Consider the following 24,534-nt stretch of genomic DNA (forward strand, 5'->3'; position numbering starts at 1 on the left):
TCACGCGAGAGGAAGCAGCGGGATGGCTTAGCGTGTGCGTGGATACGTTTCTAAGTTTTGACATTCCTTTCGTTAATTTAGGCCCGCGCTGCAAGCGATGGGACGTGGTTGATATCGAAGCTCATGCGGAGCAGAATAAGGCACACAACAGCGCCCGAACTTCTGCAAGTCAGAAAGGACGGCAAACATGCGTATCTTTAAGCGCGCAAACTCATCCAAGTGGTGGGTGGATTGGACAGACCAAAAAGGCCACCGCCACCGCGAAAGCACTGGAACTAACGATAAAAAGTTAGCCGAGGCTTTAGCGGCGAAGTGGCAACAAGAGAGCTTCTTAGAACAGCATTTCGGGGTCATTCCCGACCATGCGTTTTCGGATGCTCTTTTACGTTACGGACAGGAACGCCAAAGGGATAACCCGGTGTCGTATAAAGCGAGCGTAAAATCTAGGCTGCAACGGTTGATCAACAAGTTCGGTGAAATGAACTTGTCGGACATCACCCATGCCGTTATCCGCGATTGGATGGATGAACGGTTGGGCGAAGTTAAACCCGCAACCGCGTTACGCGACCTTTCAACGCTTCGGGCGATCATGAACAAGGCGTTTCGCGAAGGCTTGTTGGCTCAGGTGCCGCCGTTTCCCCGCATGAAGAAAGAACCGGGGCGGTGTCGGTGGTTGACGGTTGAAGAAGAGAAGCGTTTGCTCATGGCGGCTAAGCCGCACTTGCGGGCACTCATCACCTTTGCCGTGGATACCGGGGGCAGGCGTTCGGAGCTTCTTAAGCTTGATTGGCAGAACGTTGATCTAGCGCGAGGGTTCGTCGCGTTCACGAAGACCAAAAACGGAGAAGACCGCTCGGTGCGTTTAACGGACCGGGCACAGCGGGTGTTAGAAGGGTTGGAGCCTAAAGAGTCCGGTCCCGTCTTCACCTATCGCGGACAGGCTATTAAGGACGTGAAGACGACCTTCGACAAAGCGCGCAAGCGGGCAGGGTTAGAAGACTTCCGCTTTCACGACCTAAGGCACACGTTCGCATCACGGCTCGCACAATTGGGCGTTCCTTTGTACGAGATCATGCACCTGACGGGGCACAAGAGCTTCCAGATGGTGCAGCGCTACGCGCACTTAGCCCCCGACTTCCAAGAGCGGGCAATCGGGGCGTTAAACGCCTATGGCACAGTTTCGGCACAGTCGGCCTAAATGCCATAAGCAAATATGGGTGTAAGTCATTGAAAAGAATGGTGCACCCGACGAGATTCGAACTCATGACCTCTGCCTTCGGAGGGCAGCGCTCTATCCAGCTGAGCTACGGGTGCACGGTGTGCGCACATTACGCAATGTCGCGCGGGCGCGCAAGACATGCTTGCCGGGTTTTTGTCCTCACCTTACCGAGAGGAAAGGGGGGGGGTGCTTATCGTGATGCCGTCTCGGGTGAATTTTATTGGGGGGGGCGCGCTATCGCATTTTGCAGATGTATAATTTACTTTATTAAAATGTGATTTCTGTATTATATTAGATTATCCGAATATAATGGTGTGGGCCGGTGCGTTCGACGGCGTTCAGGGTAGAGCGTGTTGGCAAGGGTATGATGACAGGGGAAAGTACCATGGATATCGCGGGCATCATCGATACCTTCGGCAGCGGAATAGTAGCGGCGAGTGGCGGTTTGTTGGTTGGTTTGGCGTTTGGCGCGTTTGCGCAGCGCAGCCAGTTTTGTATGCGTTCGGCGGTGATCGAGGTTTCTCGCGGTGTGTTCGGCAAGAAATTGGCGATTTGGTTGTTGGCGTTTTCCGGTGCGGTGGCGTTGACGCAGTGGCTCATCGCGGGCGATCTTCTCGACGTCACCCAGGCGCGCCAGTTGGCGGCCCGCGGCAGCATGTCGGGTGCGGTGATCGGCGGGCTGATGTTTGGCGCCGGAATGATTTTCTCGCGTGGGTGTGCGGCGCGTCTTCTGGTGTTGTCGGCGACGGGGAATTTACGGGCCTTGTTGGCGGGGCTGGTCCTGACGATTATCGCTCAGGCGTCGTTGCGCGGCGTGTTGTCGCCATTTCGCGAGGGGCTCGCCGAGCTGTGGACGGTGGATGGCGGACGCAGCCGCGACCTGATGGCCGTGCTTGGTTTTAACGGCGGTTATATTCCGATTTTGATCGCGACCGTGCTGTTGATCGCAGCCCTTATTCTGGCTCGGCGTAGCCGGTTGAGCCTTTGGGTGGGCGTGGGGGCGTTCGGCGTCGGCGCGATGGTGGCGGTAGGGTGGTTGTTTACCTATGTGATGTCCTACCAATCGTTCGATCCGATTTTGGTCAAATCGATCAGCTTCATCGGACCCTCGACAGACACCCTGATGGCCTTGATTAACGAGCCCTCAATCCCTCTTACCTTTGATTTGGGTATGGTGCCCGGCGTGTTCGCCGGATCGTTCCTCGCCGCCGTATTGACGCGCGACCTGAAATTCGCCTGTTTTAACAGCGAGCGTCCCATGCCGCGGTATATTTTTGGCGCATCGCTGATGGGGTTCGGCGGGATGCTGGCCGGCGGTTGCGCCGTCGGCGCGGGGGTCACCGGGGGGGCGGTGTTCGCTCTTACGGCCTGGGTCGCCTTGCTGTCCATGTGGGTCGGCGCGGCATTGACCGACTTGATCGTCGATCGCCTGCGTCTTCGCCCGGGGGCCGTCGGGTCAACCAAGGGCATGGCGCCCGCCGAATAAACCGAAAAAGAGAAGACCCGAGATTTCTCGCGGGTCGGCTCCGTTTTGTGGGAGGCGTCCCGTGTCGGCGGGCGCCCCGGTTCCGGCATTCCCCTTGTGGCGGCAAAAAAGAAAAAATATCCGACGATGACATTCCCCCCACCAATACCTACATGACTATGCAAGGAAATGCGTCCGCTCAGGTTGGTGGGGGCTTTACGTAATCGGGGGAGGTTCCTTTCTTCTTCTTAAGGCATGATTCTAAAAAACGTAAATTAATCGATATTTTTAGTCGTCATAAAATAAAAATTCTGGAATTTTTCATAAAAAAGAAGATAGTTATATAAAACAGGGTTACCGATAATGGCGATTGACAATGTTAAAATATGAAACATTTGCGAACACCGTACCTCAAGGTTTGGCAATATGTGGTGGTGATGGCCGGTTACTACATTTCAATAGTCGATATTTAGAATTATTTCCGCTTATCAGGGACGTCATTAAGCCTCGTAATGAGTTTCGCCGTTTAATTGTGGAAGCGGCGGAGCGTAAGCAGAATGTCGCCGCGCTCAAGGATGACGAGGCATGGGTTCGCGCGCGTCTCGCCTATCACGATAGCGACGATACCTTCGATTCCTTTTTCGAGCACGTCATGCTCGATGGGCGGATTATCGATGTCCATGAAAAGAGGGATCAGCAGGGAAAAATCACGTCCATCTATTCGGATGTCACCCATATAAAAAGAATGCTCGCGCCTAACTTGGCCAAAGCCCTCGCTCCGCGCGAGGTTGAGTGTCTGTTGTGGCTATCCGAGGGGCTGCGAACCGATCAAATCGCTTATAAATTGGGTATTCAGCCTGTAACCGTGAGTTTTCATTTGCGCAACGCAAGATTGAAACTTGGATCCAAGACGCGAGAGCAAATGGTTGCAATCGCGGTAAAACATAAAATTATTTAATCTTGACCACCAAGATGTAAAGAACATGGACTATCAATTTTGATAGCTTGATCGTGGCGGTGGCAATAGTAGAAAATTAAGCGTTTTATTAGGGTTGATTCTTTGTTCCTCAAATTATTTGCCACATCACGCTCGATTTTTCGCGGATGCGCCTCAGGAGGGGCGGTGCGCGGATATCGGGACTTCGGGAAACAGGAAGGCCCATGTCTTTAAATGAGCAGGCATGGGTTTGCGTGATGTGGCCGCCCATCGTTTTGGTGCGCATTTGGGGCTCAGGGAGTGGACACCTGCACAGATCGGAGCGCAGGAAATGGTTGAAGTGAGCACGTCAAAGCAAATCGAAGGCATCCTTAATTGTTTGAACGCATTACACGGAGAAGCGCGTGATCTGGATGCGCCGGAACTCGCGCGATTGATTGGCATCGCCGCATTGGCCGCGGAAGACCAACTTATCCGGCACATCCACAAAAAAGAGGTGGTGCGCGCACTGTCCTCGCAACACGAAGGCGCCCCGCACTACCCGGTCGTCGTTCATCGTGGCGACGAGCATCGTTCTTCCGAGACTTTCACGGCCCTGCCGGCCCTTCAAGTTGTCGATGGCGGGCGCCGCTAGTGGTTTGAGTTTAACATTTGAGTCCGATGCAATTGGACACAAATGTGTGAAGAAATCAAACTGCAACAAAAAGATAGATAGTGGTCGGCCCGATGGTTCGCGGGAGCGAAACGTCGGCCCGATCCATTAGGGTATTTCCAGGCCCCTGGCCTCGGCGCATCCCCGTGGTCTCGGCGTTCGTCGGCGCAATATTTTTCCGATAATGTTGTGGAGGCGTGACGGGAAAATTTTACACGGCCACGATGGTGCGCCTGGATTTTGAGAAAAAGGTCTCAAATTTCGTTGCGTCGGCTCCCGAGGGCAGGGGGGTTGTGGGCGAGATGATCCAGGATGCGACGTCACGCCAAACCGTGTCGGCGTTTAGGTCGCGGCCGAGCATGTGCCAACCTTGTGGATAGAGGGCGATGGTGCGCTGTTCGCTGGGAACGTCGGGTAAATTTTCCAACATGATACGCACCGGTTCCTTGGGAATGACCTGATCGCGCGCTCCGTAAAGGATTAAGGCGTGATCGGCAAGTCTTGGCGCGGCGGCGAGGGCGTCGTCCATCACATCGACAATGCCTTTCAGGGCGTCGGCGCGGGTGTTCTGGATGAACAAAGGATCGGCGTTAAGCGCCCGCAACATGGCGATATTGTCGGACGCCTGGATGCGTAGGGTGTTGCCGTTGAGTTTTAGACAAGGGGCGATGTGCGCCGCCAACCATAGCCCCAGGCGCTGATAGAAAGGCTGGGTGGCCCGCGCCCACACGGCGGGCGCCGATAAGATTACGCCGTCAACGTCCGGCGCCGTGGGGGCGGTCATGGCGAGCATGACGATCGCCCCGCCCATGCTTTCTCCCAGGATGTAGGTCGGCAGATCCGGGTGGCGTGCGCGCACCAGGCGCGTAAAGACCTTCAGATCGTCGATCAGGGCGGCTTTGCCGGGCCAGTGTCCGGCGTCGGGGTCGGTTCCAAACCCGCGTTGATCGTAAGCGTAAACGCCGATCCGATGGCGGTTAAGGTTGCGCGCCCCCTCCTCGATGAAGCTGGCATGGTCGTTAAACCCGTGTACCGCGATCACGATCGCGCGCAGGGGTGCGCCATCGCCCAATCGACAAAGAACCCGGTGAGGTTTGTCGTCGGCGGTGGTGAACAGGTTTGGCGTCAGTTCCGGGTTTTTCATATTGGCTCCGGCCGGTTTCATCGTGGGCGCGAAATGGGCGCGAAATGGGCGCGAACCCGCCGATCGTCACGACAAGGCCGAGAAGCGGATAAAATTTCGAAGCGGAAATAAAATAGAGTATTCGTGAAAATTTATATAGTGTTTATGATGTGTGCGCGCCGCGAAAAAAGGACAAGTGGACCAAAAGAAACCACACGCATCGCGTTTTTAAATTTTACGCCACCGGTCTGCTTCGTTTGCGCGCGCCGGGTCGGTTCAGGGCGCGCGTCTTCGTGTTGTTTCACATTTGGACTGCGTTTCGTCGTCCTCATCGTTTTCCGACGCGCGCGTCAATTTCAGGAAAATATCTTCCAGTTCGACTTCCTCGCTGGTGAGGTCGGTGAAAACCAGACCCGCACTTTGCACCGCCGCGACGACCTCGGAGGCGCTGGTTTGGCTTGGCGGAAATTGGATCGAAAGGGTGTTGGGCTCGCTCAAGGTCGCCTCGAAAGCGGACAGCGTATCGGGAACGGCGTCGAGCGGGGCGGACAAGGTAAAGGTTAGGGCCTTGGAATCGATCCCGCCCAGCAAGGATTTTGTCGTATCGCAAGCGATGAGACGGCCGTGATTGATGATCGCGACGCGATCGCACAGCTCCTCGGCCTCCTCCAGATAATGGGTGGTTAACAAAATCGTGGTGCCACGGGCATTGAGTTCCTTGACATAATCCCAGAGTTGACGGCGCAATTGGATATCGACTCCGGCGGTCGGCTCGTCGAGAACCAGAACCCGAGGCGCATGAACCATCGCCTTGCCGACAAGAAGACGTCGGCGCATCCCGCCCGATAGAGTTCGCGCGTAGGCGCCGGCCTTGTCTTCGAGTCCGATGGCCTTGAGGATTTCATCCGTGCGTCGCTCGGATCTGGGGACGCCGTACATCCCGGCTTGAAGTTCGAGCATTTCGCGTGGGGTAAAAAAAGGGTCAATATTCAATTCCTGGGGGACGACGCCGATCGACCGGCGCGCGGCGCGCATGTCGTTTTCGATATCGTAGCCCCAAATGCGCGCGGTTCCCGACGTCTTGACGACCAATCCGGCGAGGATGTTGATCAAGGTGGATTTTCCCGCGCCGTTAGGTCCGAGAAGGGCGAAAAACGATCCTTGCGGGATGTTTAATGAAATATTTTTCAGTGCGCGCTTGGGCGGCATTTTGGAACTGCCGACATAGGTTTTGGCGAGAGCGTCGATTTCGACGGCATATTGAGGGGGGGCGCTGTCATTGAATGCACGCATCGAAGGGGTTCACTTCAGATCTGGAGTGGCGGGTCGAGGCGCCCCTGGGGACGTCTTTAAACGAGGGCGTTGAATGTCGCGCGGCAATCGCTATCATCCACCGTGACGGTTCGTCAACGCATCGGGTACAATATGGTCGCTTTCTTGGCAATGTGAACCCCCGCCCCTCGGCGTGGGACGATCCGCGAGGCGCGCCCGCGCGAATCATAGCGTATAACGAAAGGCTAATGTTCATGAAAAACGTGGAAACCATCATCGTCGAGAGCAGAACCGTCCCGTGCGACGGCGACGGCGGCGCCCTGGGGCATCCCAAGGTGTACCTGGAAATCCCCCATGACGAGAGCGAAATCACCTGCCCGTACTGCTCGCGTCGTTTCGTGCTCGACGCCGCGAAGAAGACGGCCGTGGGGCATTGACGCCCGGCGGCGGCGCAAAGCTACAGGGTTAGCGCCGGGTCGATATTGGGCCGCCATCGGTCCCCAAACACTAGGAAGCGCATGAAGCACGTATTTTTGATCGACGGTTCGGGGTTTATTTTCCGCGCCTTTCACGGATTGCCGCCGATGAGCCGCCCCGACGGCACGCCCGTCAATGCGGTATATGGTTTTGTCATGATGCTGATGAAATTGGTCGAGGAAACCGACGCCGATCACATCGCCGTCCTGTTCGATCGGGCGCGCAAGACTTTTCGCAACGATATCTATCCCGACTACAAGGCCAACCGGGCCGAGCCGCCTGAAGATCTGATCCCCCAGTTCGCCCTGGTGCGTGATGCGACCCGGGCGATGGGACTTCCCGCCGTCGATATGGACGGCTTCGAGGCCGACGACCTGATCGCCACCTATACCAGGATCGCTCTTGAAAGGGACGCCGACGTCACCATCGTTTCATCGGACAAGGATCTGATGCAATTGGTCGGGCCGCGAGTCAATATGATGGACGCGATGAAAAACCGTCTCATCGGTCCCGACGAGGTGCGTGAAAAATTCGGCCTGGGGCCGGACAAGGTGGTCGATATCCAAGCCTTGGCGGGCGACTCGTCGGACAATATTCCGGGCGTGCGCGGTATCGGCGTTAAAACGGCGGCGCAACTGATCGAACAGTTCGGCGATCTGGACGGCGTTCTCGCCGGGGCCGAAAGCATCCCCCAACCAAAACGGCGGCAAAGTCTGATCGAACAGGCCGACATGGCCCGCCTGTCGCGCCGACTGGTGACCTTGCGAGACGATATTCCGGTTGACGTCGATATCGACAGCTTCGATGTGCGTGAGCCTAACGCTCCGGCGCTGCTGAAGTTTTTAGAGGCGCAAAATTTCCGCTCGCTGGCGGCGAAGGTGAAAAGTCGTGGCGTACACCCGCACGGCAAGCCGAAAGAGGTTTCTCCGGCCACCGGCGACGTCGGGGGAAAGCCTTCCGCCGCGCCCATCGCGGAGGAAGGTCCCGGGCGGAATTACGAACTGATTCAGGATATTGAAACGTTAAAACGTTGGATCGCCGAAGCCGAGGAAAAGGGTGTTGTCGCGGTGGATTGCGAAACGACGTCGTTGGACGTGATGCGGGCCGAGATTGTCGGTGTTTCCCTGGCCTACGAGGAGGGTCGCGCCTGCTATATTCCGCTCGCCCACAAGGGTGCGCCCGACCAGGGCGCGCTGGACTTCGGCGCCGGCGACGCCCCCGCGACGGGCGCGCCGAAGCAAATTCCCCGCGATCTGGCGCTGGCCCAGCTAAAAATGCTGCTTGAGGACGACGGCGTTCTTAAAGTTGGTCAAAACATCAAATACGATATGCATATTTTTCAAAAATACGACATATCCATCGCCCCTTACGACGACACCATGGTGCTGTCGTTCGTCCTCGAAGGGGGGCTGCACGGCCACGGCATGGATGAACTGGCCCGCCTCCATCTGGGGCTGGAAACGATCAAATTCAAGGACGTCGCGGGAAGCGGCAAGGCGCAGGTCACCTTCGACCGCGTCGCCTTGGACAAGGCGGTCGAATACGCCGCCGAGGACGCCGACGTCACCTTGCGCCTGTTTGGCCTGCTTAAGGGGCGTCTGGTTCACGAACGTCTGGTCAGCGTCTACGAGACCCTGGAGCGTCCGCTGGTCACGGTTTTAAAGGACATGGAGCGCCACGGCGTTCTGGTGGACGCGGTACAGTTGAAGGATTTGTCGGATGATTTCACGGCGCGGATCGGCGATCTGGAACGGGAAATCCACGCCTTGGCGGGGCATGAATTCAATGTCGCCTCGCCCAAGCAACTGGGCGAAATCCTGTTCGACGAAATGGGTCTCGCGGGGGCGAAAAAGGGCAAGACCGGCGCCTATGGAACCGGTGCGGAGGTGCTTGAGGAACTCGCCGCCCAGGACGTGAAAATCGCCGCCAAGGTGCTCGATTGGCGTCAGTTGGCGAAATTGAAAAGTACCTACACCGACGCCCTGATCAAACAGATCGACCCGGCGACGGGACGGGTGCATACCTCGTTCGCGATGGCGGCGACGTCAACCGGGCGGCTCGCATCGTCGGATCCCAACGTGCAAAACATTCCGGTGCGCACCGAGGAGGGGCGTAAAATTCGCCGCGCCTTTATCGCCAAGCCGGGTCATAAACTGCTGTCGGCCGATTATTCGCAAATTGAATTGCGGTTGCTCGCCCATGTCGCGGACATCGACGCCTTGAAAGACGCCTTCGCCAAAGGCCAAGACGTGCACGCCATGACCGCCGCCCAGGTCTTCGGTGTGCCTCTGGAGGGTATGGACCCAATGGTGCGCAGGCAAGCCAAAGCGATCAATTTCGGTATTATTTACGGCATCTCGGCGTTTGGGCTAGCGCGTCAATTGGGCATTTCCCGACCCGAGGCGGCGCGCTATATCGACGCCTATTTCGAACGCTATCCCGGCATTCGGGCGTACATGGACGAGACCAAGGCCGCGGCGCGTCGGGACGGTTATGTCACGACATTGTTCGGGCGGCGTTGCCATGTCGCGGGGATCAACGAGAAAAATCCGGCGCGGCGCAACTTCGCCGAGCGCGCCGCGATCAACGCCCCGATCCAGGGCGGCGCCGCGGATATCATCAAACGCGCCATGATCCACCTGCCGGGCGCCTTGGCGCGGGCCGGCCTCAAGGCGGTTTCGATCCTTCAGGTGCACGATGAATTGATCTTGGAGGTCCCCGATAACGAATGTGACGACGCCACCGCGTTGGTGCGCGCGGTGATGGAAAATGCCGCGCATTTGGAGGTTCCTCTATTGGTGGATGTCGGTCTTGGATACAACTGGGAGCAAGCGCATTAACTATTTTGACTAAACTCGTTATCATGGAAAAACAGGTTGCCATGGTTTGGGGTGGAGGCAACGCGTAGAAACGGGATTGTCCATGCCGAAAGATGTTCGCAAGCTTGTCTTTAACGCCAAGGAAACGCGGATCGCCTTGCTCCATTATTGTAAAATGGAGGGGGTGGCTCTGCCGCCGTCGCAATTTGAGGGGTTTGTTCTCAGAGAAGAACGTTTTTCCGTCGAGCTGTGTTTCGCCAGCGCCAATCCGAAAAAACCCTTCGTCGTTTATCTCAGTTCGAATCAGGCGATCGGGGCGCTGATCGGGGCGTGTCGGGTCAAACACATTCCGCTGCCGCGGGAGGGGCGCAAATATCTGCAAAAAAATGCCGAGGACGGTATTACGCTGTCGGTCGGTCTGGATAGCATTCACCTGGAAGAAAGCGATTATGCCGCAGCGGCGGCGGCGGAAAGCGCTAAACCTCGCGCCTCGGGTTAAAAATCCCCTCGCGTAAACCGGACGGGTTACATTAACCAAGTCCGGATCCTAACCAAAAGAGATTCGCCTCAGGGCGCAGATCGCTCGACGATCATCTCATAGCTTGCGATATAGCGCGTTAAACTCCGATACGATTGTTTTTATGTCTGACGTTCGCGAAATATTCGCCCGGGCGGCGACGCCAAGTCCCTTGAAGGTATCTTTGTCGAGGGTGATCATGAATTTTAACGCCGCCGCCAATTCCGGAGGATTGCGAGGGGGAACGACCCGTCCCGTCGTTCCGATAATTTTTGCCGTATCGCCGACATCCGTTGCGACGACGGGTAAGCCGGTCGCCATGGCTTCGCCGACGACGTTCGGAAAACCTTCTCCGTACGCGGACGATAGGATAAGAAAATCGAGCCCCGGAAGAAGTTCGGCGACATTTTTCATTTCCCCCATAAGGAAAGCAACGTCCTGCAGTTCGCGCCTTTTAACCTCCAGCGAAAGCGCTCCGTCGGGTTCGCACCCTCTTCCAACGAAAACCGTTTTAAGACGCAAACCCTCCTTGGCCAATAGGGATAGTGCGTCCAACAGGCAGGCATGATCTTTTTGCGGGTCCAGGCGTGCGACCATGCCGGCCAACATCTCATCTTCGGAAACACCGATCAGCGCCCGAAAGCGGAGCCTTAGGCTTTCGTTGGGTTGGAAACGGTCGAGATCAAAGCCGTTGGGTATGATTTTCCATTTAGGAGGCTTGTACCCAAACGCCACGTGATGGGCGTAGCCCGCTTCGGAATTAACGATAACGGCGCTGGAAAAACGAGATAATATTCTCAGCAACCACACCACGATCCGGGTAAGAAATGTGTAATTTTTGAATGCGATGTTAGAACATCTTACATTCCAGATAATTTTTTTGATTCCGAGTATTTTACCGAAGACAAATCCTAGCAAATCCGCATGGTAGAGCCATGTTTGTAAAATATCGGGTCTCTCCATTCTCAATATTTTGATCAAACGATAGACGCTCGCCGGCGACGGCATGCCGCGGCGCATATCGAGGGTGTATAAACGGACGCCTCCCCGTTCGATGGCGGGACCGAAGAAGCCCCTTCCCATCATGGAGACCACCACATGATCAACACCATCATTCCGCCCCAATACGGCGATCTGGCTGAGCATGCGTTCGGCGCCGCCGCCATTCAGGCCGGTAATGAGGTGTAAAACTTTAACGCTTGGGTTCAGTGTCGTTCTCCCCCTCGGCGGAGCTTTTGACCATATCCCCTCTCCCCGGCGCGCCTTTTTGGGCTACCGCATCACGTTTGTTTGAGGGGCGACGTCATCGTGTGCGCAGGGTGTGCGCAGGCGGCGAATTCTCCATAGCCGATGAATGCCGAAAACGTCGCAAACATAAGGCGACGGGAGGATGTCAACAACGCCGCCGTGACATCCTTCGTCTCGCGTAAAGAGCGGCATATTGGAATATATTTATCGTATTTTGGCGTTTCATTCTCCATTTGGAGGAGGAGTATTTAAGAAAAGGCAAAAAATGGAAGACCAAAAATCCAGCTCGTTTCGACGCTGGGCGCTTCAATCATCCGCGGTCGCCCTCGCCTACGTCGTCACGGGTAAAATCAGCTTATTGTTGGCCATTCCGCCCGGCTATGCAACGGCGATTTGGCCGCCGGCGGGGATCGCGTTGGCGGCGGTGCTTGTTTACGGCTACCGGTCTTGGGTGGGGGTATTCCTGGGGTCGTTTTTCGTCAACGTATTGACCGGTTTCGATACGCGTACGGAAGGCGCCGTTTTAACGTCTTTTCTCGTTCCCGTCGGCATCGCTTTCGGCGCCGCCCTTCAAGCCGTAGGCGGCGCTTATTGCGTGCGCCGGTTCGCGAGGTTTCCCAATCAGCTGAGCACCGAGAGGGAGATTTTTTTACTCTTGTTCTGGGGTGGGGTGGTTAGTTGTTTCGTGAGTGCGGGCGTCGGGACGGCGGTTCTCATGGCGACCGGAAAAATTCCGGAGTCAATCTTTTTACTTAATTTTGGAACATGGTGGATTGGGGACGCTATCGGCGTGGCTGTGTTTACGCCTCTCGTTCTGGTGTGGACGTTGCGTCCCGTCGAAGTCTGGATGCCCAGGCGTTTTATTGTGACGGTCCCCATAACCATCGCACTCGCGTTGACCGTCAGCGCCGTATCCATAGGCTCAAACTGGGAAAGGCAGCGCATTAAGCTTCAGTTTGATCAACAGGCGTCGCCCCTGGCTCCGGCATTGCAGAAAACCCTGAACAGCTATCTTGGGGTGCTTTATTCTTTAAAGGGCTTTTACGCGGCGTTTCCCCATGGTGATAGGGATAATTTCAGGACTTTTACGCACCAATCGCTTTCCGTTCTTACGGGGCTGCAGGCCCTGTCGTGGAACCCTAGGATTAGCGGGAACGAACGCGCCGATTTCGAAAACCGAATGCACCGCGAAGGGTACCCCGATTTTCATATTATCGAGCGGAACGCCGAGGGAAAAATGGTCCCGGCCGCAAACCGTTCCGAATACATTGTCGTTGACTTCATCGAGCCGCTTGCGGAAAACAGGAAAGTCCTCGGCTTTGACGTGGCGTCCAACCCAAAGCGAAAAAAGGCCCTGGAACGTGCGCGTGACACGGGGCGGCCTACCGTGACGTCCCGCATCACCCTGGTTCAGGAAAAGGGCAACCAGTTTGGTTTCCTTGTCTTCATGCCCGTTTATTTAAAGGGGCGTCCCCACGACACGTTGGAAGACCGCCGTTTGAACTTGGCGGGGTACATGGTTGGGGTCTTCCGTGGCGGCGATATTGTAAATGCCGCCCTGCAGGACATGAATATGGGTGGGCTTGTCTATCGTCTCATCGACGTAACAAACGTCCCGTCGGGGGTGTTCCTCACGGAGAACCGTCCACCGGAACACGGCTCTTCCACTTTGGTGGATGAGGGTTTTTTCGGTGGCTCGATGTCCATAGGACGATCGTTTCCCATAGATTTTGGGGGGAGGAAGTGGGAATTCAAAGTCTCCCCAAGCGAGGACTATATCGCCCGTCATCGTCAAGGGAATACCTGGATGCTCTTGATCGGCGGCATGGCGCTGACGAGCTTGGTCGGCATGTTCGTCATGGTGGTGAGCGGGCGTAGCGCCTTGCTTAGAAATTTAGTCGCCGAACGCACCGATAAGTTGGCCCAAAGCGAGAAGCACGTCAGGGCCATTGTTGACAGTGCGCTCGATGGGATCATTACAACGAATGACGCCGATATTATACAGTCGGCAAACCCGGCGATTGAGAGGATTTTTGGATATTCGCGCGACGCGCTGATCGGACGAAATATAAACATTCTCATCCCAGACTCCTATAGCGCCATACATCGTGAATATATCTCCAATAGCGTGAAAACCGGAGAGCCCAAGGATAACGGCATAAGGCGGGAATTCGAAGGCCGGCGCAAGGACGGAACGCGCGTCGCCGTGGAAATGCAGATCACTGATTTTTACATCGGCGAAGATCATTTGCTCCTGGGCATGGTCCGGGACGTTACCGAGCGTAAGGAAATTGATCGTATAAAAAATGAATTCCTTTCTACCGTTAGTCATGAACTGAGAACCCCGCTCACCTCGATCAAAGGCTCGCTCGGCATCGTCAATGCCGAGGCTCTCGGAAAATTACCCGAAAAAATAAAAAATATGATTCAGATCGCCATCAAAAACGCCGACCGATTGACCGGTTTGGTCAACGATATTTTGGATATGGAAAAACTCGGGGTGGGCAGCATGGAATTCGACTTCGAGGAGGCGGATCTCCGGGATGTTTTGAGGCAAGCGATTGAAGATAATACGGGCTACGCCCAGGAGTACGGCGTTGAATTCGTGCTCAAAAAAACAAACTTTGAGGCTAAGGTAAATGTCGATGTCGGCCGAATTTCTCAGGTCATGGCGAACTTGCTGTCCAACGCCGTAAAATTTTCGCCGCAGGGGGCTCAAGTGGAAATTTCCCTTGCGCGGCATGACGACATGTTTCGGGTTTCGGTCGTCGATCATGGTATTGGCGTTTCAAAAGATTTTCGGGATAAGATTTTCGGTAAGTTCGCACAGGAAGATTCCTCGGATTCGCGTAAAAAAGGGGGAACCGGTTTGGGGTTGAATATTACCAAGTCGATGATCGAGAGGCACGGCGGACGCATTGGGTTCGATAGTGACGTCGGTGTCGGTTCCACATTCTATTTCGACCTTCCCGAGCGAGGGCGAAACGAGGCGATATCGGCCGACAAGTAGAAACATCCCCCCGAAACGGCTGTGAGGGGGCTATTCAGTTCAAAATACGAGAAAATTCTACTTCTGAAGGCATCTTATTTTGAGGTGTATTACCATCGGACATTGGCAATCCACTACAAATCCGGCGCGCCGTACTATGCCGCGATAAAAACCACTAGGACCGGAAAACGATGTTTCTTCTGAGTTTCCGCCGCGCAAACGCCGACGATATCCAACGCGTCGCCCGGCGCGGTGACATCATCCGGGATTGGGTGAAAAAATAACGCGGGGTGAGGACTCCCAAGTCCCTCACATAGCACTCCGGTTCCAGGCGATGCTGTGACCGTGTTACGGCTGGGAGGTTCACCGCGTCGCCCGCGCGTTCTCAGATTATAGCCCCAATCCCCCCAAAAATCCACACTACCGAAAATTTGCCCCGTCAGGCCCTTTGTGGGGGTTTCTCCCCCCATTACCCATTAAATGCCCCCTTAAATGGCCCGGCAATCGGGCATATACGCCCGCAAGCGGTGCGCCGTTCGCGACGGGTGGGATGTTTATGGTGGGCTTTTCCATGGTGGGGGTGGGATCGGTTTTGCGTCTCGGTCCCCTGACACCCGGGCTTCGCCCCCCTGACAATTGTCCGGGGGGACGGTCCCGTCACATCCCCATAAGCCGCCACCAACAATCCCGCCATCCACGACCTGTCCGCCCTCGCGGGCGCCCAAACGAAAGGACCCCAAGTTATGCCCCCCAAGTTATGACCGAAGAGCAGTTCAACGCGCGCGCCGCGGCGCTCGGCCTGCCCCATGTGGATCGCGCCGACGCCGACGGCCCCGCCATCATCGCCGCCGCGACGGCGCTGGCCGCCGCCAACGCCCAAAACGTCGGCGTCATCGCCGCGACCGCCGCCGCGTTGGAATTGGCCGCCGCCGTGTCTGACGTCAACGCCTATGGGACTAAAATCCATGACGACGAAAGACGCCGTCGAGAAGACCGTTCGCGACATCCGGCGCAAAACCCGCAAGCAATATTCCGCCGAGGAGAAAATCCGCATCGTCCTTGAAGGCCTGCGCGGCGAAGAGAGCATCGCCGCTCTGTGCCGTCGGGAAGGCATCGCGGAAAGCCTGTATTACAGTTGGTCGAAAGAATTCCTGGAAGCCGGCAAAAAACGCTTGCCCGGGGATACGGCCCGCCAAGCCAATACAGGTGAGGTCAAGGCGCTACGTGCCGAAGCCCGCGATCTCAAAGAAGCGCCTACTCAAAAAAAGCATGATCGCGGATGGGGGAGACGACGCATGAGGTATTCCGCATCCGAAAAGCTTGAAATCATCCGGCCGGTCGAGAAGTCCCACCTGCCGGTGCGCCGCGCCCTGGATAAGCTGGGCATCCCCAGCACGACGGTTCTATCGCTGGTACGACATTATCAGGCCCTTGGCGAAACCGGCCTCGCAGACCGCACCAGCGGCCCCGGCCGGGTGTGGAACCGCATCCCCGACGTTGGCCCGCGAGCGGATCGTGGAACTGGCCCTGAACGAGCCCGAACTGAGCTCCCGGGAATTGGCGGTGCGGTTCACCGACACCCGGGGCTACTTCGTCTCGGAAGCCCCGGTCTAGCGGCTTCTCAAGGCCCATGATCTGATCACCAGCCCAGCCTTCGTGGTCATCAAGGCGGCGTTTGGTGACCCCGACAGGATTCGAACCTGTGACCCCCAGATTAGGAATCTGGTGCTCTATCCTGCTGAGCTACGGGGCCCTGACGCTTTTGATTGGGCGTTTATATACCATGAGGTGGGGTCGCGCGAGATAGAAAAGAAACGTATCGCGCGCCACCGTGAGGGGGCGTCAGTTGCCCAGCAGCGTGTCGATCGGCACCGAGTAGTATAGCGTCGCCGCCTCCGTGCCCGGGTTGGTCTTGCCCAGCGAGGCATTGGAATAATGCGATACCGCGACGCCCAGCCGGGAGCGGTTGTCGAAGCGGTAGGCGAACTCGATCTGTGAGCGAAATTCCAGGGGATAGTCGAGGTCCAGTTTCTTGTTGCCGCCGGTGTAATAGTGAGGGGCGAAGCTGGGCGTGATGACGAAACGCTTGCCGACGTAGAGGTCAACCAGCACGCCGGCGCCGGCGAAGTAGTTGCCGGTAGTGGTGCCCGCGACGGCGACGAACGGTTTGAAAATACCGCCGATCTTGTAATTGGAACGGTATTCCATGCGGAACTCCGCACCTTCATCCTTGCGTCGGTTCCAATCGAAAGTGCCCGCGCCGATGCTGAGGAACGCCGGGTCGTCGGCATGGGCCTCGGGCGCGGGCGCGAATAAGGATAAAACGAACGTGAGCGCCGATACGGCGAGCAAGCCGGCGGTTGTCCTGGTGTGCAAGATGGAAATCCCCCTCATTTGGAACGCCACATCGACGATGTGCCATGCGACGCATGCGCCATTTGCGCATAGTGTACGCAATGTTGCGCTCGGTTTGAAATATTTTTGCGCATAGTGGCGTGGCGTTATCCCGATTGAGTCCAGCCGCGGCCCGTTTCACCGTATTTTCACGAGACTTTCTTGCAGGGCGGCGTCATTTCATGTGGGCTTTCATACGCTGGACGGCCTCGATCAAGCCTTTGCAGTTGGCAGGTTCCAGGGCCGAGTGCCCGGCGTCGTCGCCGATCGTATAATCGCACTGCGGCCAGGCGCGTGCGAGGGCGTCGGCGCTGGTGATCGGGCAGACGATATCATACCGCCCCTGGACGATGGCGCACGGCAAGTGGCTGATCGTATCGATATGGGCGAGCAGTTGGTTGTCCTCCAAGAACATATTGTGGACGAAGTAGTGCGCCTCGATCCGGGCCAACGCGAGCGTTTTGCGCCCAACATTTGGCGGCGTGGCGTTTTGCACCGGGGGTAAAAGTGTCGAACATGCATTTTCGTAGCGCACCCAGGCGGCTGCGGCGGGCATATGAACGGCGGGATCGTCGTCGATCAAGCGGGCATAGTAATGCGTTGCGGGGTTTTGACGTTCGCCGGGAGGCAAATGTTTACAGAAATTTCTCCAAGCTTCGGGGAAGATCGCCTCCATGCCGCCGAGGAACCATTTCAATTCGCGCGCGCGGGCCAGAAAAATACCGCGGAGCACGAACCCCAGGCAGCGTCCGGGATGACTTTCCCCATAGGCGAGCGCCAGGGTCGCTCCCCATGAGCCGCCGAAAACAAGCCAGCGCGCGACGTTTAGGTGACGGCGGAGTTTTTCGATATCCGCGATCAAATGCCCGGTGGTGTTGTCGGTAATGTCCGCCAGAGGGCGTGAGCGCCCCGCGCCGCGCTGATCGAAAACGATAATGCGCCAAAACGTCGGGTCGAAGAAGCGGCGGTGATAGGGGGCGCTGCCCGACCCCGGACCGCCATGTAGGAAAATCACGGGAACGCCTTGGGGCGCGCCGCATTCCTCCCAATAAACGCTGTGGCGGTCATCGACTTGAAGCATACCCGAACGGTGCGGTTCGATCGGAGGGTATAGCGGCAGCGTCGTCCTGGGCGTCGTTCGTGAGGATGGGTGGGCGGGCGTCTTGGGCGGCGGGGTCGGATGCAGGATCATGGGGGGTTGGATTCCGAAGAGACAAGGGACCGTGATGGAAAACTTAAGACAGCGTCGGTTTTTTTCGCCGGGGGATAAAGTATTTTTTAGAACGTGGAGGTATTTTTAGAAGATCATGCCTCCCATGGCGTAACGTTCATGACCGTTACGCCATGGAGCATACCATCGTGGAGTGGAACTATGGTATCCCGGTTCCGAGGCGCAATCGGCAAGGCCGCTTGGGGGCGGGGTGGGGAATAAAGGCGGTTTGCGATGATGGCGCGATGGTTGCGAAAAGGCGTATTCCCGGCGGCGATCGTGGCGGCGCAACTGTTTTTGTTAACCCGGAACGCCGCTTGGGCCGGGGATGGATTTTTGCCGCGCGGCCTGACCGCCGGTCATGGCGGTCGCGTCGTGGCGGTCGTGGACGGTGATACGCTGCGTCTAGACGATGGGCGCACGGTCCGCCTGGCGGGTATTCAGGCGCCGCAATTGCCCGGGGTGCGGGATGGGGGACCACGCGGAAGGGCGCGCGCCCCTCGCGGCGATGTCGCACCGTGGCCGCTCGCCGATGCGGCGAAGAAGGCTTTGGCGGCGCTGGCGCAAGGAAAATTCTTCGCGCTTTATTTCGCCGGGCGTCGGCGCGACCGCTATGGTCATCTGTTGGCGCAGGTGGTCGGGCGCGATGGTGTTTGGCTTCAGGGCCGGATGCTCGCCCTGGGGCTTGCGCGCGTGTATCCCTTCGCCGACAATCGGACGGTGACGAAAACACTTTATGCCCGTGAACGTGTCGCGCGGGCGGCGCGGCGAGGGATCTGGGCACAGGCGTTCTACGCACCGCGTCGTCCCGATACGGCGCAGGCCGATATCGGCAGTTTTCAGGTCGTCGAAGGGCGCGTGCGCGCCGTGGCGGTGGTCAGAGGAACGGCGTATTTGAATTTCGGCGTGAATTGGCGTAACGATTTTACCGTTAAGATTCCTAAAAAAGCGCTGAAAAAGTATCATGACGTCCACGGCGATCCGTTGACGTTGAAGGACCGAACGGTTCGCGTGCGCGGATGGATCGGATCTGAAAACGGGCCGATGATCGTTCTTACGCACCCCGAGGCCCTGGAGGTTGTGGGCGTAGGACCGCATGAAGAAACGAAAGCCAATAAGAAAGAAACGGATAAAGGGCGATAGAGGACGAAGGCGATGGAAGTTTTTTGGGGCGTGAACAGGCAGGCGGCGTCTTTGCCGCAGATTGCGAAAACAGCGGTTCTGTTTTTTTCCCTATTGGCCTTGGCGGCATGCTCGACGAACCGGGCGACCGGTCGGCAGACATTTACGGCCTTCATGTCGGAAGCGCAGGAAATGAAGGTCGGTCGTGAAGAGCATCCAAAAATCATCAAGGCCTATGGCGGGGAATACGGCTCTGCTGCGCTTAGGGCCTATGTCGGCGCTTTGGGGGACCGCTTGTCGAAGGTTTCCGAGTTGCCCCACATGCATTTTACATTCACGATTCTCAACGACAGCACGGTCAACGCCTTCGCCTTGCCCGGCGGATATGTATACGTCACCCGGGGGCTTTTGGCGGTGGCCAGTGACGAGGCGCAACTGGCCGGCGTCCTGTCGCATGAAATTGGCCATATCACGGCCCGACACACCGCGCAGCGCTATTCTCAAGCCCAGGTCGCCAATATCGGCGTGACGGTATTGGACGTCTTGGGAAGCGCGGCGGGGCTGCCCATGGGGGTCGGCGACGTCGCCTCGTTCGGGGCCGAGGCGGTGCTCAAAGGCTATTCGCGTGAGCAGGAGATGGAAGCCGATAAATTGGGTGTGCGCTATATGTCCAGGGCGGGCTACGATCCGAACGCGATGATCTCTTTCTTTCGCAAGCTCGAAGCCGACACCAAGTTGATGGCGCGAATTGCGGGCAATCCCCAGGATGGCGCACCGAACATCATGGCGACCCACCCGCGGACGGAAAAACGGATCGCCCAGGCGATCGCCTTGGCGGGGGTGGCCCATGGAGGAAAAGGGATACACCACGAGGCGGCGTATCTAAAAGCGATCACGGGTATCGTGTTCGGCGATGATCCCGCACAGGGAATTGTGCTTAACCGGCGCTTCATGCATCCCGAATTGAAGATCGCCTTCACCTTGCCGGAAGGGTTTCATGCCGACAACACACCCAGCAATCTGGTGGCGCGTAATGACGCCGGCGCGCGTATCGTTTTCGACATGGCGCCGCGCGACGATGTCGCCAAGGCCCCCAGTCTTGGCGATTACGTGGTTCGAGTATGGGGTGGCGGCTTGAACGCGTCCAGTCTCCAGAGAATTACGGTGAACGGTATGGCAGGGGCCACGGCGATGGGGCGGGTTCGCACCCAATCGGGGGTACGTGACGTGCGGCTTGTGGCTATTCGGGAGCGCCCGGGGCGAGTGTATCGGTTTTTGTTCCTCACGCCCCCCGCGCTAACGGGGCGCCTGGCGACCGCCTTAAAGCGAACGACCTACAGCTTCGCGCGGTTAAGCGCGGACGAGGCGGCGCGCATTCATCCACGCACCATCCAAATACGAACCGTCCGTCCGGGCGATAGCGTGCAAAGCTTGGCCCGGGCGATGGCGGTGGACAATTTCAAGGAAGCATGGTTCGACGTGCTCAACGGCGTGCGCCGGGATCAGGATTTGGCCGTGGGTATGAAAGTCAAGGTGATCGCCGAGTGATGCGCACAGCCACATGGGCGCGATGATGGTCGCGATCGATGGTCATGCCGGGAAAAGAAGGAACGAAACCGCGGCCAATCGCAACCGTCCGCTAGACTCGCAACCGTCCGCCAAATTTTAGCGCGCGCGACACCTGAAAATAAAAAGGAATCGCGCGCGCTGGTGGAAAATCAAGCCGCGGTTAGCAGGACTTCGAGCTTTTTCGTGGCTTTATCGACATCGGTCTTATCGACGGCGGCGACCTCGCTGGCGAGACGTTCGAGGGCGGCCTCATAAATTTGGCGTTCGCTGAACGACTGGTCGGGCTGATCGGTGCTGCGGTGCAGGTCACGGACCACTTCGGCGATGGCGACGGGGTCGCCGGAATTGATCTTGGCTTCGTATTCCTGGGCCCGGCGGCTCCACATCGTGCGCTTTACCCGGGCGCGGCCCTTCAGGGTCGATAGGGCGCTTTCCATCATTTTCTTGGTCGATAGCTTACGCAGTCCCGACGTCGCGACCTTGGAGGTCGGCACGCGCAGCGTCATCCGTTCACTGGAGAAGGTGATAACGTAGAGTTTAAGCTGGTGCCCGCCGATTTCCTGTTTTTCGATATCGGTCACTTTGCCGACGCCGTGGGTGGGATAGACGACGAAGTCGCCGGATTTGAAAGTCATTTCTTCAGCCATTTTGTGCTTTCTTCTGCTTTCGGACCTAAGGTGGGCCTTCGAGGTTTTATTGATATCTTCGGTGTGTTAACGCCCCGACAGGGGTGCGGCTTTCCATTGGCTTGAATATACGGTTGTTGTTTTTCAAGGGCGCTTCGCTATCCGTTGGGGGTCATTGCGCATCACTTTTCCCGACTCTCCCGACGGGTTTCCGACCGCCGGGCGCAAAGCCAAAACGCTACACCCCGGAAACTTTCCCACATGCTCACGGAACGCGGCTCGCGCCACGACGACGCGGATCCGAACCGCAGACAAAAAACCCGGCACATTCGCTCGAATATATCCAGCCGAACGCCGGGGCGCCAAACCAGACGACGCCTAATCGGATAGGGTCCAAATCGAGATGGCTGTGTCGCGGGTCGCATATCGCAGAGTCGGGTCGCATAATGTGGGCCAAACGACCAAAGCCGGCTCCCGAAGGAACCGACCCTGATCTTATAACACAAAAAAACGCTAAATCCTACCCCACATCGCCACGCCGATCGTCAAGACGAGGGGCGCGCCGGAAGGAGGGGGTCAGGTGCCCTGGCCGGGGTTCGGGTCAAGCAGGGCGGCCTTTCCGGGTTTTCCGTTCCACTCCTCGGCGTCGGGAGGCTGCGCGCCCTTGCGCGTGATGTTCGGCCATTCGAGGGAATACTTGGTATTGATTTCCACCCATTTTTCGACATCGGGCTCGGTGTCGGGCAAAATAGCCTCGACCGGGCATTCCGGTTCGCAGACGCCGCAGTCGATGCATTCATCGGGATTGATGACGAGGAAATTTTTCCCCTCGTAAAAGCAATCGACCGGGCAGACTTCGACGCAATCTTGCATTTTGCAGTTGATGCAGTTTTCGGTGACGACGTAGGTCATTGAGTTCTCCGTATTTTTCGTAAGGCGTCAGGGCTTAGACGCCGTATTCCCCATTTTTTCCAAAACGCGCTTGCGCGCTTCCCCGCTTTCCCGGTCGGGAACGTATAAAAGACCTGCTATTCGGCGAACCAAGTTGGATTCAAAATCGTCGAGAACGCCATCGGCGTAAACGACTTCCCACAGCATTTCGATCATCCGCACGCGGTCGGTGTGATCGAAAGTTTCCTTGATGGTGTGCGTGAAAACATACAGCCCGCCCGATTTTTCCAATGCCCCTTGCGCGTCGGCCAGAAGGGTGTCGATTTCGTCAAAAGAGAGATCGAAACGATCCTTCAAAAGATTGCGAATGGTCTGGCGTTCGATTTCATCGAAGTGGCCGTCCATCGTCGAGGCTTCGACAAGAAGAGCCGTAACCGCGATGCGCAGAGCATCCTGTGACGATTTTCTTGCGGAGGGTGTGTTGGCGCCGAGGATCAGGGCTTTGATGCGTTCTATCATGAGAACCCTCTAGCATACGGGCGAACCATCGACAAGCCTTAGCACCCTGGAGACGCGCGTCGGGTCTTGTGTTCGGCTCCGTGGGCGCTTACCTCACGGAGATGAATAATCATATAAAAGACGATGCGCGGGACCTCCGCCAGTTCGCCCCATCGACCGCGCGCAACCGCGATGCGATTGGCGCGGTGTTGCGCCGGGTGCTTCCCGAGCAGGGCTATCTTCTTGAAATTGCATCGGGAAGCGGTGAACATGCGGTGGCGTTCGCGGGGCTTTTCCCCGGCCTGCGTTGGCAGCCCAGCGATTGCGACCGCGACGCCCTGGCGTCGGTAGAGGCTTGGCGCGTCGAGGCTTCTTTAGAAAATGTCCAAAGTGCCGTTTTCCTCGACACCACCGACGCCCATTGGCCGGTCGAACGGGCCGACGCCATGGTCGCGATCAACATGGTTCACATTGCGCCTTGGGCGGCGTGCGAGGGGTTGATGGCCGGTGCGGGGCGCGTGCTTCGTCAGGGTGGCGTGCTTTATCTTTACGGTCCGTACACGATCGACGGTAGGCACACCGCGCCCAGTAACGCCCAGTTCGACAACTGGTTGAAGGCGCGCGACCCGGCTTTCGGTGTGCGTGATCTTGCCGAGGTTGAGAGCTGCGCCAAGGCGAACGGGCTTATGTTGGATGAGTGCCGCGCCATGGCGGCGAACAATTTTTCCTTGATTTTTCGACGGCGCTGACGGCTATTCGCCGGCGTGTTTGGCCTTGCGTTCGCGCGCGGCGGCCCACAAATTGAGCGCTTCGACCGAGACCGAGAAACCCATCGCGAAATACAAGTATCCCTTGGGAATGTGAAAACCCATGCCGTCGGCCACCAGCGCCATGCCGATCAACAGCAAAAAACTCATCGCCAGCATTTTAACCGTCGGGTGACGGCTGACGAAGGCCGAAAGCGGTCCCGACGCCCACAACATCACCACGACGGCGACGGTGATCGCGGTCGCCATGATGCTTACCTCGTTGACCATGCCGACGGCGGTGATGACCGAATCGAGGGAGAAAATAATATCGATCAGCGCAATTTGAACGATCGTCGCGATGATACCGCGTTTGACTCGCTTCAAGTCGGCCTCGGCGCCGGCTTCTTCGAGGCGTTCGTGAATTTCACGGGTCGCCTTGACCAGCAGGAACAGGCCGCCGGCGATCAGAATCATATCGCGCAGGGACAGCGGATGATCCGCGATGACGAGTAGAGGCGCGGTCAATTTGGCGAGCCACGCCAGGGTGAACAACAGCATTAATCGGGTCACCAGCGCCAGGGCGATGCCACCGCGTCGGGCCGAGGTCTGGTGTTCCTTGGGCAGCCGATCGACCAAAATGGCGATAAAGACCAAGTTGTCGATACCGAGAACGACTTCGAGGCTGATCAGTGTGGCGAGGCTGATCCAGGTCTCGGGAGTCGCGATCAGCGTGACGATGGCGGTTTCCACGGTGCTG

The 24,534-nt window shown here is 57.3% G+C and carries 21 protein-coding genes, 2 tRNA genes and 1 pseudogene; 13 read left to right on the plus strand and 11 right to left on the minus strand.

The window, feature by feature from the left end:
• Nucleotides 1-187 precede the first annotated feature (187 nt).
• The gene (locus P3M64_RS11120) at nt 188-1,198 is read left to right on the plus strand and encodes a tyrosine-type recombinase/integrase (protein WP_132938640.1); all 1,011 of its coding nucleotides are present in this window, start codon (nt 188-190) and stop codon (nt 1,196-1,198) included.
• A gap of 39 nt (nt 1,199-1,237) precedes the next feature.
• On the opposite strand, the gene P3M64_RS11125 is transcribed toward P3M64_RS11120, so the two are convergent.
• A tRNA-Arg gene (locus tag P3M64_RS11125) sits at nt 1,238-1,314 on the minus strand.
• Nucleotides 1,315-1,604: 290 nt separating this feature from the next.
• On the opposite strand from P3M64_RS11125, the gene P3M64_RS11130 reads away from it, so the two are divergent.
• The 3 genes from P3M64_RS11130 to P3M64_RS11140 all read left to right on the plus strand — a co-directional run bounded on the left by P3M64_RS11130 (nt 1,605) and on the right by P3M64_RS11140 (nt 4,255).
• Nucleotides 1,605-2,705, plus strand: coding sequence for a YeeE/YedE family protein (locus P3M64_RS11130; RefSeq protein WP_132938639.1), 1,101 nt, complete (start codon nt 1,605-1,607; stop codon nt 2,703-2,705).
• Between the two features lie 355 nt (nt 2,706-3,060).
• Nucleotides 3,061-3,642 (plus strand): helix-turn-helix transcriptional regulator, encoded by a 582-nt coding sequence (locus tag P3M64_RS11135; RefSeq protein WP_132938638.1) that lies wholly within the window; start codon nt 3,061-3,063, stop codon nt 3,640-3,642.
• Nucleotides 3,643-3,865: 223 nt separating this feature from the next.
• Nucleotides 3,866-4,255, plus strand: coding sequence for a hypothetical protein (locus tag P3M64_RS11140; protein ID WP_132938637.1), 390 nt, complete (start codon nt 3,866-3,868; stop codon nt 4,253-4,255).
• Nucleotides 4,256-4,484: 229 nt separating this feature from the next.
• Here P3M64_RS11140 and P3M64_RS11145 read toward each other — a convergent pair whose 3' ends face one another.
• Both P3M64_RS11145 and P3M64_RS11150 read right to left on the minus strand, forming a co-directional pair.
• On the minus strand, nt 4,485-5,417 hold the full coding sequence (locus P3M64_RS11145) for an alpha/beta hydrolase (protein ID WP_165886268.1): 933 nt from the start codon (nt 5,415-5,417) through the stop codon (nt 4,485-4,487).
• 255 nt (nt 5,418-5,672) lie between these two features.
• Nucleotides 5,673-6,689 (minus strand): ABC transporter ATP-binding protein, encoded by a 1,017-nt coding sequence (locus P3M64_RS11150; protein ID WP_132938635.1) that lies wholly within the window; start codon nt 6,687-6,689, stop codon nt 5,673-5,675.
• A gap of 233 nt (nt 6,690-6,922) precedes the next feature.
• Here P3M64_RS11150 and P3M64_RS11155 point away from each other — a divergent pair, with 233 nt between their 5' ends.
• From P3M64_RS11155 to P3M64_RS11165, 3 genes are all read left to right on the plus strand, one after another.
• Nucleotides 6,923-7,105, plus strand: a complete 183-nt coding sequence (locus P3M64_RS11155; RefSeq protein WP_132938634.1) for a zinc-finger domain-containing protein — start codon at nt 6,923-6,925, stop codon at nt 7,103-7,105.
• An 81-nt stretch (nt 7,106-7,186) separates the two neighbouring features.
• Nucleotides 7,187-9,985: a DNA polymerase I gene (polA, locus tag P3M64_RS11160; RefSeq protein ID WP_132938633.1), complete on the plus strand. Its 2,799-nt coding sequence runs from the start codon at nt 7,187-7,189 to the stop codon at nt 9,983-9,985.
• A gap of 82 nt (nt 9,986-10,067) precedes the next feature.
• On the plus strand, nt 10,068-10,463 hold the full coding sequence (locus tag P3M64_RS11165; RefSeq protein ID WP_132938632.1) for a hypothetical protein: 396 nt from the start codon (nt 10,068-10,070) through the stop codon (nt 10,461-10,463).
• Between the two features lie 96 nt (nt 10,464-10,559).
• On the opposite strand, the gene P3M64_RS11170 is transcribed toward P3M64_RS11165, so the two are convergent.
• The gene (locus P3M64_RS11170; RefSeq protein ID WP_243644740.1) at nt 10,560-11,606 is read right to left on the minus strand and encodes a glycosyltransferase; all 1,047 of its coding nucleotides are present in this window, start codon (nt 11,604-11,606) and stop codon (nt 10,560-10,562) included.
• A gap of 388 nt (nt 11,607-11,994) precedes the next feature.
• Between P3M64_RS11170 and P3M64_RS11175 the strand changes: the two genes are divergently transcribed.
• From P3M64_RS11175 to P3M64_RS11185, 3 genes and pseudogenes are all read left to right on the plus strand, one after another.
• Entirely contained in the window at nt 11,995-14,739 is a 2,745-nt protein-coding gene (locus P3M64_RS11175; RefSeq protein WP_132938630.1) for a CHASE domain-containing protein, read from the plus strand.
• Nucleotides 14,740-15,475: 736 nt separating this feature from the next.
• Nucleotides 15,476-15,781, plus strand: a complete 306-nt coding sequence (locus P3M64_RS11180; RefSeq protein WP_132938629.1) for a hypothetical protein — start codon at nt 15,476-15,478, stop codon at nt 15,779-15,781.
• Nucleotides 15,669-16,392, plus strand: a pseudogene (locus tag P3M64_RS11185) (transposase); the annotation flags it as partial. The gene P3M64_RS11180 and the pseudogene P3M64_RS11185, both read left to right, overlap by 113 nt.
• 2 nt (nt 16,393-16,394) lie before the next feature.
• Here the strand turns inward: P3M64_RS11185 and P3M64_RS11190 are convergent.
• The 3 genes from P3M64_RS11190 to pip all read right to left on the minus strand — a co-directional run bounded on the left by P3M64_RS11190 (nt 16,395) and on the right by pip (nt 18,304).
• Nucleotides 16,395-16,471, minus strand: a tRNA-Arg gene (locus P3M64_RS11190).
• 89 nt (nt 16,472-16,560) lie between these two features.
• Nucleotides 16,561-17,094, minus strand: coding sequence for an acyloxyacyl hydrolase (locus P3M64_RS11195; protein ID WP_165886267.1), 534 nt, complete (start codon nt 17,092-17,094; stop codon nt 16,561-16,563).
• Nucleotides 17,095-17,287: 193 nt separating this feature from the next.
• Complete coding sequence (gene pip, locus P3M64_RS11200) at nt 17,288-18,304, minus strand: prolyl aminopeptidase (protein WP_132938627.1); 1,017 nt, start codon at nt 18,302-18,304, stop codon at nt 17,288-17,290.
• 252 nt (nt 18,305-18,556) lie between these two features.
• On the opposite strand from pip, the gene P3M64_RS11205 reads away from it, so the two are divergent.
• Nucleotides 18,557-19,465, plus strand: a complete 909-nt coding sequence (locus tag P3M64_RS11205; RefSeq protein WP_132938626.1) for a thermonuclease family protein — start codon at nt 18,557-18,559, stop codon at nt 19,463-19,465.
• A gap of 12 nt (nt 19,466-19,477) precedes the next feature.
• A complete protein-coding gene (locus P3M64_RS11210) occupies nt 19,478-20,992 on the plus strand; it encodes a M48 family metalloprotease (protein WP_132938625.1) in 1,515 nt (504 codons plus the stop codon).
• 170 nt (nt 20,993-21,162) lie between these two features.
• Here P3M64_RS11210 and P3M64_RS11215 read toward each other — a convergent pair whose 3' ends face one another.
• The 3 genes from P3M64_RS11215 to P3M64_RS11225 form a co-directional block, all read right to left on the minus strand.
• On the minus strand, nt 21,163-21,660 hold the full coding sequence (locus tag P3M64_RS11215; RefSeq protein ID WP_132938624.1) for a CarD family transcriptional regulator: 498 nt from the start codon (nt 21,658-21,660) through the stop codon (nt 21,163-21,165).
• Nucleotides 21,661-22,215: 555 nt separating this feature from the next.
• Nucleotides 22,216-22,551, minus strand: coding sequence for a ferredoxin FdxA (gene fdxA, locus P3M64_RS11220; RefSeq protein WP_132938623.1), 336 nt, complete (start codon nt 22,549-22,551; stop codon nt 22,216-22,218).
• A 27-nt stretch (nt 22,552-22,578) separates the two neighbouring features.
• Nucleotides 22,579-23,049 (minus strand): tellurite resistance TerB family protein, encoded by a 471-nt coding sequence (locus P3M64_RS11225; protein ID WP_132938622.1) that lies wholly within the window; start codon nt 23,047-23,049, stop codon nt 22,579-22,581.
• Between the two features lie 101 nt (nt 23,050-23,150).
• On the opposite strand from P3M64_RS11225, the gene P3M64_RS11230 reads away from it, so the two are divergent.
• A complete protein-coding gene (locus P3M64_RS11230) occupies nt 23,151-23,777 on the plus strand; it encodes a DUF938 domain-containing protein (RefSeq protein ID WP_132938621.1) in 627 nt (208 codons plus the stop codon).
• A 3-nt stretch (nt 23,778-23,780) separates the two neighbouring features.
• On the opposite strand, the gene P3M64_RS11235 is transcribed toward P3M64_RS11230, so the two are convergent.
• On the minus strand, nt 23,781-24,527 hold the full coding sequence (locus tag P3M64_RS11235; protein WP_243644737.1) for a TerC family protein: 747 nt from the start codon (nt 24,525-24,527) through the stop codon (nt 23,781-23,783).
• Nucleotides 24,528-24,534 lie beyond the last annotated feature (7 nt).

The organism is Varunaivibrio sulfuroxidans, from assembly GCF_029318635.1.
Classification (GTDB): Bacteria; Pseudomonadota; Alphaproteobacteria; order Rhodospirillales; family Magnetovibrionaceae; genus Varunaivibrio; species Varunaivibrio sulfuroxidans.

Coding starts and splice junctions, on each gene's coding strand:
- P3M64_RS11225 (WP_132938622.1), bottom strand. CDS start 23,049: ATGATAGAACGCATCAAAGCCCTGATCCTCGGCGCCAACACACCCTCC.
- P3M64_RS11180 (WP_132938629.1), top strand. CDS start 15,476: ATGACCGAAGAGCAGTTCAACGCGCGCGCCGCGGCGCTCGGCCTGCCC.
- P3M64_RS11120 (WP_132938640.1), top strand. CDS start 188: ATGCGTATCTTTAAGCGCGCAAACTCATCCAAGTGGTGGGTGGATTGG.
- pip (WP_132938627.1), bottom strand. CDS start 18,304: ATGATCCTGCATCCGACCCCGCCGCCCAAGACGCCCGCCCACCCATCC.
- P3M64_RS11165 (WP_132938632.1), top strand. CDS start 10,068: ATGCCGAAAGATGTTCGCAAGCTTGTCTTTAACGCCAAGGAAACGCGG.
- P3M64_RS11150 (WP_132938635.1), bottom strand. CDS start 6,689: ATGCGTGCATTCAATGACAGCGCCCCCCCTCAATATGCCGTCGAAATC.
- P3M64_RS11155 (WP_132938634.1), top strand. CDS start 6,923: ATGAAAAACGTGGAAACCATCATCGTCGAGAGCAGAACCGTCCCGTGC.
- P3M64_RS11205 (WP_132938626.1), top strand. CDS start 18,557: ATGATGGCGCGATGGTTGCGAAAAGGCGTATTCCCGGCGGCGATCGTG.
- P3M64_RS11145 (WP_165886268.1), bottom strand. CDS start 5,417: ATGAAAAACCCGGAACTGACGCCAAACCTGTTCACCACCGCCGACGAC.
- P3M64_RS11140 (WP_132938637.1), top strand. CDS start 3,866: ATGGGTTTGCGTGATGTGGCCGCCCATCGTTTTGGTGCGCATTTGGGG.
- fdxA (WP_132938623.1), bottom strand. CDS start 22,551: ATGACCTACGTCGTCACCGAAAACTGCATCAACTGCAAAATGCAAGAT.
- P3M64_RS11230 (WP_132938621.1), top strand. CDS start 23,151: ATGAATAATCATATAAAAGACGATGCGCGGGACCTCCGCCAGTTCGCC.
- P3M64_RS11135 (WP_132938638.1), top strand. CDS start 3,061: ATGTTAAAATATGAAACATTTGCGAACACCGTACCTCAAGGTTTGGCA.
- P3M64_RS11175 (WP_132938630.1), top strand. CDS start 11,995: ATGGAAGACCAAAAATCCAGCTCGTTTCGACGCTGGGCGCTTCAATCA.
- P3M64_RS11130 (WP_132938639.1), top strand. CDS start 1,605: ATGGATATCGCGGGCATCATCGATACCTTCGGCAGCGGAATAGTAGCG.
- polA (WP_132938633.1), top strand. CDS start 7,187: ATGAAGCACGTATTTTTGATCGACGGTTCGGGGTTTATTTTCCGCGCC.
- P3M64_RS11215 (WP_132938624.1), bottom strand. CDS start 21,660: ATGGCTGAAGAAATGACTTTCAAATCCGGCGACTTCGTCGTCTATCCC.
- P3M64_RS11210 (WP_132938625.1), top strand. CDS start 19,478: ATGGAAGTTTTTTGGGGCGTGAACAGGCAGGCGGCGTCTTTGCCGCAG.